Annotated in this window: 11 protein-coding genes and 1 pseudogene; 8 read left to right on the forward strand and 4 right to left on the reverse strand. The window is 64.1% G+C overall.

What is annotated here, in order from left to right; genetic code table 11:
* Nucleotides 1-40: 40 nt before the first annotated feature.
* The 3 genes from A5634_RS05740 to A5634_RS05750 are packed head-to-tail and all read right to left on the reverse strand — an operon-like array spanning nt 41 to nt 2,716.
* The gene (locus A5634_RS05740) at nt 41-379 is read right to left on the reverse strand and encodes a hypothetical protein (RefSeq protein ID WP_065143113.1); all 339 of its coding nucleotides are present in this window, start codon (nt 377-379) and stop codon (nt 41-43) included.
* Nucleotides 376-1,926, reverse strand: coding sequence for an MBL fold metallo-hydrolase (locus A5634_RS05745; RefSeq protein ID WP_065143114.1), 1,551 nt, complete (start codon nt 1,924-1,926; stop codon nt 376-378). The genes A5634_RS05740 and A5634_RS05745 overlap by 4 nt, the downstream gene beginning before the upstream one ends.
* 46 nt (nt 1,927-1,972) lie before the next feature.
* Nucleotides 1,973-2,716 carry a phosphotransferase gene (locus tag A5634_RS05750; RefSeq protein WP_065143115.1) on the reverse strand — a complete coding sequence of 248 codons (744 nt, stop codon included), beginning with the start codon at nt 2,714-2,716 and terminating at the stop codon, nt 1,973-1,975.
* A gap of 39 nt (nt 2,717-2,755) precedes the next feature.
* On the opposite strand from A5634_RS05750, the gene A5634_RS05755 reads away from it, so the two are divergent.
* The 7 genes from A5634_RS05755 to A5634_RS05785 all read left to right on the forward strand — a co-directional run bounded on the left by A5634_RS05755 (nt 2,756) and on the right by A5634_RS05785 (nt 8,445).
* Entirely contained in the window at nt 2,756-3,535 is a 780-nt protein-coding gene (locus tag A5634_RS05755; protein WP_065143116.1) for a lysophospholipid acyltransferase family protein, read from the forward strand.
* 3 nt (nt 3,536-3,538) lie between these two features.
* Nucleotides 3,539-4,300, forward strand: coding sequence for a lysophospholipid acyltransferase family protein (locus tag A5634_RS05760; protein WP_065143117.1), 762 nt, complete (start codon nt 3,539-3,541; stop codon nt 4,298-4,300).
* A gap of 15 nt (nt 4,301-4,315) precedes the next feature.
* Nucleotides 4,316-5,119 (forward strand): lysophospholipid acyltransferase family protein, encoded by an 804-nt coding sequence (locus A5634_RS05765; RefSeq protein WP_065143118.1) that lies wholly within the window; start codon nt 4,316-4,318, stop codon nt 5,117-5,119.
* Nucleotides 5,097-5,927 carry a Cof-type HAD-IIB family hydrolase gene (locus A5634_RS05770; RefSeq protein ID WP_065143119.1) on the forward strand — a complete coding sequence of 277 codons (831 nt, stop codon included), beginning with the start codon at nt 5,097-5,099 and terminating at the stop codon, nt 5,925-5,927. The genes A5634_RS05765 and A5634_RS05770 overlap by 23 nt, the downstream gene beginning before the upstream one ends.
* Before the next feature lie 70 nt (nt 5,928-5,997).
* Complete coding sequence (locus tag A5634_RS29220) at nt 5,998-6,795, forward strand: hypothetical protein (protein ID WP_253861491.1); 798 nt, start codon at nt 5,998-6,000, stop codon at nt 6,793-6,795.
* On the forward strand, nt 6,792-7,958 hold the full coding sequence (locus A5634_RS05780; protein ID WP_065143120.1) for a glutathionylspermidine synthase family protein: 1,167 nt from the start codon (nt 6,792-6,794) through the stop codon (nt 7,956-7,958). The genes A5634_RS29220 and A5634_RS05780 overlap by 4 nt, the downstream gene beginning before the upstream one ends.
* Before the next feature lie 31 nt (nt 7,959-7,989).
* Complete coding sequence (locus A5634_RS05785; RefSeq protein WP_065143121.1) at nt 7,990-8,445, forward strand: DUF350 domain-containing protein; 456 nt, start codon at nt 7,990-7,992, stop codon at nt 8,443-8,445.
* Here the strand turns inward: A5634_RS05785 and A5634_RS05790 are convergent.
* Entirely contained in the window at nt 8,442-10,028 is a 1,587-nt protein-coding gene (locus A5634_RS05790) for a PE family protein (protein WP_065143122.1), read from the reverse strand. The genes A5634_RS05785 and A5634_RS05790 overlap by 4 nt on opposite strands.
* 267 nt (nt 10,029-10,295) lie before the next feature.
* Between A5634_RS05790 and A5634_RS05795 the strand changes: the two are divergent.
* Nucleotides 10,296-10,506 (forward strand): annotated as a pseudogene (locus tag A5634_RS05795) (hypothetical protein); the annotation flags it as partial.

Raw genomic sequence — 10,506 nt, forward strand, 5'->3', positions numbered from 1 at the left:
AGCACCGAACGTGAAGCCAGTCGCACGTTCGGCGCAGGGTTTAGCGGCGCGCGTCCAGCAGTTCGTCCAGACATTCGATGAACTCGTCGGGACGCGCCGGGGTGAAAGCCGGCGTGGACCCGGGAATGTCGAGGGTGACCAGCGTGGACTTGAGCGGTCGGTACAAGTCCAGTGGCAACCAGCGGCGAAAGTCCGGGCTGCCCCAGATATTGAACCGGACCGTGAACAATCCGAGCGGCTCGACTTTGTACGACCGGACCTGGTCGAGTCCGATCACTTTCGCCGTTCCGGACGGAAAGTGGTAGCGGCGCAACGTGATCGCCATCTGGTCCAGCTGTACCACGCCGTCGTCGTAGCACCGCTCCGTGTCGTTGCTCATGCCCGAGAGCTCCGCAGCTGGTGCCCACGCGTGGTCAGGCAGCGGCCGTCGTCCAACCGCCATTGCCAACCATGCAGGTTGCAGGTCAGCGTATTGCCCTCGATCACACCGAATTTCGACAGATCAGCCTTCAGATGCGGACAACGTCGCTGAATCTCCCAGCCGTCCAGCGTGATTGACGCCGAGTCGTCATGCGTCTCGGCGAACCATCCATCGGCGTAAGCGATGCGTTCGTCGGTCAAGCACTTGAAAAAGGTGTACAGGTATTCGTTGTAGCCGCCGACCCGCCACGCCTTGAAGCGGGTGGACAGGAAGATGGTGTTGACCCAGTCTGGCTCGTTGTCGCGTAGCACGGTGCGCACCAGTTCCGGTGCGATCGCGAACCCGTAGCGCACCTTCTCGTCGGGAATGCGTTCCCGCACCGCACGTTTGGGGAAGTCCAGGATGACGGTTTCCGGGCCGATCACCAATTCGACCGGATAACCGATGCCGTCGCAGATTTCGTTGCTTGCCAGCATGATCGGCTCGAACAGCGCCCGCAGCGGCTCGAGCAGCGGTTCACCGGTCGCCGGCGCCCAACCGGCTTTCTCCGCGGCCAGCACGGGCGCCATCCGCTCGGCGAAGTCGGTGATGTAATCGGCCTTGCCGGTGGTGAAAATCGCTTCGACCTGCTCGGTGGGAATAGGGTGTTGCAGCGCGTTCAGCGTCGAACCGGTGAAGTCCGCAACCGACCCCGGCATCATCAGCAGGCCCCCGTCGTGGCCATGACTGCGCATCTGGTCGAGGAACACCATCTGGTCGGGGAAGATGTTGGCCGGATCGCCGCTGTCGTCGTTGAGGTGGCGCAGTTCGGGGTCCAGAAAGCAGGGCGGGCCCGCCGACGGCACCACCCAGGTAGCGCCTACCTGTGCGATGTACTGGCGGGCGCGGTCCATCTGCCGCTGCCGCTTCTGGGTGCCGAACGCTTCCTTGGCGCGCGCGGGCATGTCGTAGACCATCGGATACCAAATGGCGCCCGAGTACTGCAGCAGGTGCACGTCGATGTGACCGAAGTCGGCCGCAAGCACGTCCAGATCCACCGGGCGCGCGTCGTTCATGTTGAAAATCGTGGTCTCGCCGTCGGAAACCACCAGCGCCGAATCACCGATCGGGCCGTCCGCGGGCGCCCGCAACGCGATGATCATGATGTCCAGTTCGCCCTTGGGGCCGGACAGCCGGTGCTGGACCGACTCGGTGGTCTCAAAGAACCGGTGAAACCCCAGCTTCTCCAACTCGTTTCGCAGGTCCGGCACCGGGAAGTCGGGCAGCAGCACCACCGCGTCCTTGTTGACGTGGGACGCCAGCAGCTTGGCGTCGAAGTGGTCCTTGTGCAGGTGAGAGACGTACAGATAGTCACAATCGCCCATCCCGTCCCAGTCCAGTGCGGTGTTGTCCGGGAACGGGAACCACGAAGCGAAGTACGCCGGGTTGACCCACGGGTCGCACAAGATGCTGCCCGCCTGGGTCTGGATCAGAAAGCCGGCGTGGCCGACGCTTGTGACCTGCACAAATGCCTTTCGAGGGACGGTCGGAGTCGCTTCGAGTTTAGCGGGATCACAGGTCTGGGTCCTGCCACAGCCGCCGGTAGTAGTCGATGCGGACCGGGTCGGGCTCGATGCCGTAGGCGGTGAAGAACTCCGTTTCCCAGTTGTGGCCGGGGTAGTTCCAGCCAAGGGACAGCGTTGCCACCGCGAGATCGGCCCACCGATCAGCGATACCCAGTTCGCCGAAGTCGACGTGGCCGCAGTAGGTCCCGACGTCGGAAATCAGCGTGTTAGGTGCGCAAGCGTCGCCGTGGCATACCACCAGCTTCTCGATCGGCGGCTGGTCTGGCAGGTTCGCCCGGTGTGCCGGAAGCAGCAGCGGCAGTCGGCTCGCGACCGACCAGTCGAACGGGCAAGTCGCTACCGGCAGGGCGTCGTGCATTGTGCGCAAGCCCACAGCAATCGCCCGCACCGCGGTACCCGGGGCCGCCTGCCAGCGTGGGTGGACGGCCGACAGCCCGGACAGCCCGCGGGTGTGTAGCCACGCGCTATAAGGCCGGCGTGCGCCGTCGACACCGAACGACAGGACCGGCGGCACCGCAATGTAGCGCCCCGCCCAGCGCAACCGCCGCGCTTCGTTGGCGAAGTCGGCGGATTCACGGGTAGTCACCTTTACGAACTCGGCCCCGTGCGCGATCCGAAAAGTGAGGTCACCGAGCTCGTTGCGCCACACCGCATGCACCGGCCGGCCGGCGGCCAAGCGTCGCACCACTGCGGGGACGGCTGCCGACTTCGGACCGGACGGATATGCCATGCCTTCCCCTTATCGCCGGGACCACTAGGCTGAAATGCTGTGGAACCTGCATACGGCACTGCCATCACGCTCGCCCGGATGATCTTTCGCCTGCAGGGTCTCAAGATCACCGTGACCGGCGTGGAAAATCTACCGACCAGCGGTGGTGCCGTGGTCGCAATCAATCACACCGGCTACCTCGACTTCACCCTGGCGGGTCTACCCGCCTACCGGCAGGGCCTGGGCCGCAAGGTGCGGTTCATGGCCAAGCAGGAGGTGTTCGACCACAAGTTCACCGGACCATTGATGCGGTCGTTCCGCCACATTCCAGTGGACCGGGAAAGCGGCGCGGCCTCCTATGCCGCAGCCGTCGAAAACCTCAAAGCCGGGGAACTGGTCGGCGTCTATCCCGAGGCGACCATCAGCCGCAGCTTCGAGATCAAGGAGTTCAAGTCCGGTGCCGCGCGGATGGCGGTGGAAGCCGGCGTGCCGATCATTCCGCACGTCATCTGGGGCGCCCAGCGGATCTGGACCAAGGACCACCCGAAAAAGCTGTTCCGTCCGAAGGTGCCGATCCAGGTGATCGTCGGCGAACCGATCGAACCCACGCTGCCCACCGCCGAACTGACCGCCCTCCTGCACTCCCGGATGCAGCACCTGCTGATCCGTGCGCAGGAGCAGTACGGCCCGCATCCGGCGGGTGAGTTCTGGGTGCCGCACCGGCTGGGCGGTGGCGCACCTTCGCTGGCCGATGCAGCCCGCCTGGACGCCGAGGAAGCGGCGCTGAAGGCGGCGCGCCGCGCTGAACGGGCCCAGCCCACCGGGCCGCCGGAGCCGTGAGCGATGGCGGAACCGTTTTACCGCGCCTGCGAGATCATCGCCCGCCTCCTGGTCCTGGGTACCGGCACCCGGATCAGCTATGTCGGCGAGGAGAACATCCCGCAGCGCGGTGCGGCGGTGGTGGCGATCAACCACACCAGTTACGTCGATTTCCTGCCGGCGGGATTGGCGATGCGCCGACGGCACCGGCGATTGCGGTTCATGATCAAGGCCGAGATGCAGCGGGTGAAGATAGTCAACTTCTTGATCAAGCAGAACGGGGCGATTCCGGTCGACCGCAGTTCTGGCGCCGACGCGTACGCCCTGGCGGTGCAGGCGCTGCGGGACGGCGAACTCGTCGCGGTCTACCCGGAGGCCACGATCAGCCGCAGTTTCGAACTCAAGGAATTCAAGACGGGCGCCGCCCGGATGGCCATCGAGGCCGACGTCCCCATCATCCCGGTGATAGTTTGGGGCGCGCAACGCATTTGGACCAAGGGCCAGCCAAAGAGCTTAGGGCGCAACAAGGTTCCGGTAACCGTGGCGGTGGGTACGCCATTGCGTGCCGCGCACGATGTTTCGGTGACCGAGGAAATGCTGCGGGCGTCGATGACCGCCTTGTTGTCCGATGTGCAGCAACACTATCCGTGCCCGGCAGGTGCGTACTGGGTGCCGCACCGGCTTGGCGGCGCGGCGCCGACCCGGGCGCAGGCGGCGCAAATGGACGCTGACGAGACCGCGGCGAGGGCCGCCGGTCGCACACCGAATAAGTCGCGTAAGGGGTAGAAGGAGAAGTCAGTTATGGCTGAGCCAGTCTTCCGGATGCTGGAATATCTCGTTCCGACGGCCATGGCGCTGAACGGCAACAAGATCACATATCACGGCCTGGAGAACATTCCCCAGCACGGCGGCGCGATCATCGCCCTCAACCACACCAGCTATGTGGACTGGATTCCCGCGTCGCTGGCCGCCAAGGAGCGCAAACGGCGGCTGCGCTTCATGATCAAAGCCGAGATGGCCGAAGTCAAAGCGGTCAATTACGTCATCAAGCACATCCAGCTGATCCCGGTGGACCGCACCATGGGGGCCGAGGCGTATTCGGTGGCCGTAGAGCGGCTGCGAGAGGGTGAGCTCGTCGGGGTGCACCCGGAGGCGACCATCAGTCGCAGCTTCGAACTGCGGGAGTTCAAGACCGGGGCGGCCCGGATGGCAGTCGAAGCCCAGGTGCCGATCATTCCGATGATTGTCTGGGGGGCGCATCGGATTTGGCCCAAAGACCACCCGAAGAAGCTGTTCCGCGGCAAGGTTCCGATCACCGCGGCCATCGGCCCGCCGCTGTACCCGGGCAGCAACGCCGACGAGTTGAACGCCACGTTGCGCCAGGCGATGAACGCGATCCTCTACTGGGTGCAGGAGCAATACCCACATCCCGAAGGGGAGTACTGGGTGCCCCGACGGCTGGGTGGTAGTGCGCCCACTCCGGACGAGTCCAAGGAATTTCGCATTGCCGAATTGGCTGAGCGCGCGCAAAAACGCGGGCATGACGGTGTGACGTCGAAGAAACCCAGAAAAGAGGAAAGAACTGACGAGGTCGGCCAACCATAAGCCCGCACTCATCGGGTGCGATGTCGACGGCACCCTTTTCAATGACGACGAAACCCTCAGTCCACGAACGCGCGCCGCGGTGCGAGCCGCGGTCGCCGGCGGTGCACAGTTCGTGTTGGCCACCGGGCGGCCACCGCGCTGGATCAGGCCGGTCGTCGAGGCACTTGGCTTCGCTCCGATGGCGGTTTGCGCGAACGGGGCCGTCATCTATGACCCCGAGCATGACCGGGTGGTGTCAGCGCGCACGCTGTCCGCTGACACCCTGGCCGCGCTAGCCGACATCACCCGGCGCGTCATACCCGGCGCCGGTCTGGCTGTCGAGCGGATCGGCGAGCGCGCTCACGACGCGGCGACCCCGCAATTCGTCAGCTCTCCCGGCTACGAGCACGCTTGGCTCAACCCCGACAACACCGAGGTGTCCCTGGACGATCTGCTCAGCGCACCGGCCATCAAGCTGCTGATCCGCAAGGCGGGCGCCTCGAGTGCGGAAATGGCCGCTGCGTTGGGCCCACACCTCGGCGAGGAGGGCGATCTGACCTACTCCACCAACAACGGCCTGCTCGAAATCGTGCCGCGCGGCATCAGCAAGGCCAGCGGACTACGCGAAGTAGGTGCCCCACTGGGCATCGCGGAGACGGACGTCATCGCCTTCGGCGACATGCCCAACGACATACCGATGCTGCTGCGCGCCGGTTTGGGTGTGGCCATGGGCAACGCGCACCCTGACGCGCTGGCCGCCGCGGACGAAGTTACGTCCCGCAATACCGAGGACGGTGTCGCGCGCGTGCTGGAGCGTTGGTGGTCCTAGCCCTGAATGCGGCGACTTTGTGGGACACTGCCCGCGTGTTCGCATATCGGCTAGCACCGGAGAACGGCTAGTGGGATCGGAGCCACCGCCCGACGGTGGGACGCCGGACAAGGACGCGCCTACCCCGCCGCCCAAGTGGCTTCCGCACGGCAAGATCGAGTCCCAGGGTGGCTCCACGGACCCGAAGGCCCCGGGGCCGTCCGATCAGCCGCCCAAACTGCTGCCGCACGGAAAGACATCTTCTCCGGACCCGAGTCCGAGCAAACCGCCCCCGCAGAGCGGTCCCCGAAAAGGCAGCTTCGGTGCAAACCGGCCCGAAAAGGGAACGCCGAAGCCACCGAAGCTTGAACCGCTGGGCAGCATCCAGTTCCAGGACCCGGCAACAACGAGGCCGCGACCGCCGACGCCGGCGGAATTGCGTGCTCGACAGAAGTATGAGGACAAGCAACAAGAGATCGAGGAGGCGCGACTCGCAGCCGAGGCTAAACGCCGCCGGCAGAAGCGCATTCTGATGGGTTCGGCGGCTGCGGTCGGAGTGGTCGGCCTGGTGGCTGCTTTCGGGTACTGGTTGTTGACGCCGGAACACGTCACCGCGCAGTGCGTGCAGGACGACCCGAACGGGCAGCCGGTGGTCGTCCCCGACAGCTACTGCACCGGCCACACCCCGGGCCTGAACGGATTCTTCATCTGGGGCGGGCATTCCTACCGCTACTACTACGGCAGTTCAGGGTCGGTCGGACAGCGGCCGAGTGGGGGCTCGACGTCTTTGCCGAGGGGCGCAACGGTTACTACCAAGTCCGGCACCACAATTCAGCGTGGTGGCATCGGCGGCAGTGGCGGCAAGGGTAGCGGGAGCGGCGGCTCGTGAAACGCTGCAGGACGCAGCCGCGGCCGAACTGGCAGTCGATCGTCGAATCGCAAGGCCTCGTCTACGGGACCCCGGCGCGCGACGCGACCGGCGCCGACCGCCCGTACTGGGATGAGTCGGTCTACTACGAATTCGAGATGGACGAGATCCTGGCGTTGGAAGCCGACGTTGAACTGCTGCACTCGATGTGCCTCAACGCAGTCGAGCAAATCGTTCTGATGGAGCGGTACGCGGATTTCGGTCTACCACAATGGAGTTGGCCCTACATCGCCGAGTCGTGGCGTCGTTCGGATCCACATGTCTACGGCCGCTTCGATTTACGCTACGATGGTCGACGCCCGGCGGTGCTGCTGGAGTACAACGCCGACACCCCTACGACGCTGCTGGAAGCCGCCATCCTGCAATGGTATTGGCTCAAGGATAAGTTCCCCGCCGACGATCAATGGAATTCACTACACGAGCAACTGGTCGATCGGTGGAAGGCTGTCGGTAATTTGTTGCCCAGCAACGAATTACACTTTTCCTGGTCCGGCGTGGAGGCCACCGGTGAGGATCAGATCACTACCACCTACATGCAGGAGACGGCGGCGGAAGCGGGTTTCCATACCGTCGGATTGCTGATCGAGGACGTCGGTTGGGACTCGGCGCTGGAGCGGTTCGTGGATCTGGAAGAGGACCCGATCCGGGCCATCTTCAAGTTGCACCCGTGGGAATGGGTGCTCGACGACCAATTCGGCAAACACGTGGTGTCGTCGCTCCCGCAGACGATGTGGATCGAGCCGTTGTGGAAGACCTTGCTGTCCAACAAGGCGATCCTGGCGGTGCTGTGGGAGATGTATCCGGGTCACCCGAACCTGCTGCCCGCCTACCTCGACGATCCGCACGAACTCACTGAATATGTGCGCAAGCCCAAGCTCGGGCGGGAAGGCGCCAACGTCACCGTCGTCGGCGCCGGCCTGGAGACCGCTACCGGCGGCTTCTACGGCGAGGAGGGCTTCGTCTACCAATTACTGGACCCGCTTCCCGAATTCGACGACATGCGACCGGCTTTGGGGGCGTGGGTGGTCGGCGACACCGCTGCGGGGCTGGGCATCCGCGAGACCGGGGGACTGATCACCGACGACGGCGCCGCCTTCGTCCCGCACCGCATTGCGCTCAAATGACTTCCACCGAACCGAACGGAGTTGAGTTTCGATGACGACAACTATTGTGGCGCTGCATTCGGACTACTGGAGCTGGCTCGGTCGCGGCGCGGGAGCCATCGTCCTCTACTCGATCCTCGGCCTGGTGCTGATGATCATCGGCTTCTACGCCATCGACCTGACCACACCGGGTCCGCTGCGCAAGATGGTTAATGCCGGAAAGCCGAACGCGATCATCGTGTCGTCTGCCGGCATGGTCAGCATGGCTTTCATTGTCGTTATTGCGATTTACTCGTCGTCGGGAAATCTGCGGCAGGGCCTACTGGCGTCTGCTGTCTTCGGGCTGGTCGGGATTGCCGCGCAGGTCGTGATGATGCGAATCGCGGCGTTGGTGATCGGCATCGACATGGAAACCTTGTTCTTCGCCGACGAATTCAGCTACGACGCACTGATGGTGGCTGCGGCGCAGTTCGCGCTCGGCATCGTGGTCTCGGTCGCGATTCTCTAGGCCGGCCTGATGGCCATCGCGAGTTGCTGCGGAGCGTAATTCACCAGCAGGGGGACCAGTCCCGAGAACGGTGTGCCGAGGATGGTCACCGGGAAGGTCGCGGATGGGAATAAGGGAGAACTCGGCACAACGATTGTCGCGGTGGCCGGGTGGGGCGGAACGAGGATCCCGTCCGACGGGAGATGCAGAACGATTTCTACGTTCGTGGGAAGGAAATTCGGGTCCAGGCCTGTCGGCACGTTGATCGTCGTGTCGATGGGGATGTTGCCATTGAGGGAGCCGTTCAGGGCCACCGCCGGCAGATCAAACAGCGTCCCCGCCGCTCCGAGATAGTTCCCGGTCGCCAAGGCCTGCTGGATGGTTTCAGCGCTAGTCGCGATCGCATTTAGCGTGGACAGCGGTGCGCCCGCCGCCGCGTAGGTAGCGATCAAGGGCAACCCGAAGAAGGGGTCGAGCTCGGCGGTTCCGGCGAGAATGCGCAGGATGACTTGTGCCGAAATAATGGGGACCGTAAGCGTATTCAGTACATTGGTCAGGTTCTGCGCCATCTGCCGGGGAATGGATGGCGGTAACAGATTGGTGAGATACTGCGCTTCCTGGCCGGGTATGTTCATGATGGTGAACAGGTCTCCCAGCGGGCCGATCAGCGTCGGGTTCACGCCGGCGGTAATGGTCGCGTTGGGAATGTCGAAAATGAGGTTGACCTGGCCGGGATTAACTCCGTTCACCAGCAGCCCGATGAACGCCCTGCCCAGATCCGATACCGCACCGGTGTAGTTGCCCGCCAGGAGTTGTTGGAAGGCAACTTGAAGCCCGGAGGCGAAGTTGGGCAGCCCGGCCACCAGGCCGCTGATGCCGTTGGCTGCGGAGGTGAAGAACGTCTGGGCGAAGCCGAGCTGGGTCGCGACGAACTGTTGGGCGAAAGCCGCTGCGTTGAAAGATAATAACTGCCGGATAGCGGCCTCGGCGGCGGTCGGCAAGTTCGCCAGGTTAGCGGGGAAATTCTGGATAGCACCGGCCAACGCGGTAGATATCTGCTGCGCGTAACCCTGCTGGTTGGCCAGAAACTGCCGCAGGAAGGGAAATGGGTCGGCGGCCCAGGAATTGCCGAGGGCCTGCAGGTTGGTGGCAGTGTTGGCGACGAGTTGCCCATACGCGCCGCCCGGAGCGGTCGCTGCCGCCGCGCTCGGCGTCCAAAGTAATGGCTGCACAGCGGCTTCCAGCGCTCGCAGTCCGCCCGTCGCTTGGCCCAGCAGCGACCGAGCCGGGGCATTCACCGCATTGGCGAGGCCCTGGCCCGCGGTGGCGATATCGGTGGCCACGTAAGCCGCGGCACTCTGGTTGAGCAACCGCACGAACTCTTCGTGAAAGGTCGCCACTCTTGCGCTGATCGCCTGAAACTCCCGACCATAGCTGCCGAACACCTGCGTGATGCCGGCTGAAACCTCGTCGGCAGCCGCGGCCGCGAGTGTGGTCGTGGGAGTTGCCGCCGCCGCGGTTGCCTGTTGAATCGTCGAACCGACTCCTGCCAAACCTTCGGCCGCAGTCGTAACCAACTCCGGCACTGTGACGACGTACGACACGGCAACTTCCTCTCGACCGACCTCACGCTATGAGCGCCAAATCGAGCGTATGACCAGGTCACCCGGCCGCGCCGGAGTTTGCGCTTTTCGAACCGGATTCAGCGCCGATCAAGGCGATCCGGTACCGAAAACGGTCCACGTAGCGAAGGCGCGGTACTTCAGCCGACAGCTGCGGCGTGCTAGCACGCGGCGTGCATTCCGGTGAGAATGCTCTCGGCCGCGAAGCATCGGACCTACTTGTCGGTGGGTCTTCGTAAAATTCGGGGCATGGGTTCGAGCACGGTTGAGCAGATCGCCGAGGTACTCGACGACCTCAATGGCTGTGCGGAACGCTTGTGTGAGTTGACCTTTGATGCTCCTGGCACGTCGGAGTTGCTGTCGATCATGGATCGGGTGCAGCAGGTGGTGCGTAAGTTGCGGGTATCTGGGCATGCGGTGATCAATCAGCTGGGTGTGGTGGCCACCCCGGCGGAGTTGG

This window comes from Mycobacterium asiaticum (assembly GCF_001673365.1).
Lineage (GTDB): Bacteria > Actinomycetota > Actinomycetes > Mycobacteriales > Mycobacteriaceae > Mycobacterium > Mycobacterium asiaticum_A.

What these genes read in the sequence shown, in the direction of transcription:
- A5634_RS05740 (WP_065143113.1), bottom strand. Translation starts at nt 379, where the DNA reads ATGAGCAACGACACGGAGCGGTGCTACGACGACGGCGTGGTACAGCTG.
- A5634_RS05750 (WP_065143115.1), bottom strand. Translation starts at nt 2,716, where the DNA reads ATGGCATATCCGTCCGGTCCGAAGTCGGCAGCCGTCCCCGCAGTGGTG.
- A5634_RS05765 (WP_065143118.1), top strand. Translation starts at nt 4,316, where the DNA reads ATGGCTGAGCCAGTCTTCCGGATGCTGGAATATCTCGTTCCGACGGCC.
- A5634_RS05785 (WP_065143121.1), top strand. Translation starts at nt 7,990, where the DNA reads ATGACGACAACTATTGTGGCGCTGCATTCGGACTACTGGAGCTGGCTC.
- A5634_RS05760 (WP_065143117.1), top strand. Translation starts at nt 3,539, where the DNA reads ATGGCGGAACCGTTTTACCGCGCCTGCGAGATCATCGCCCGCCTCCTG.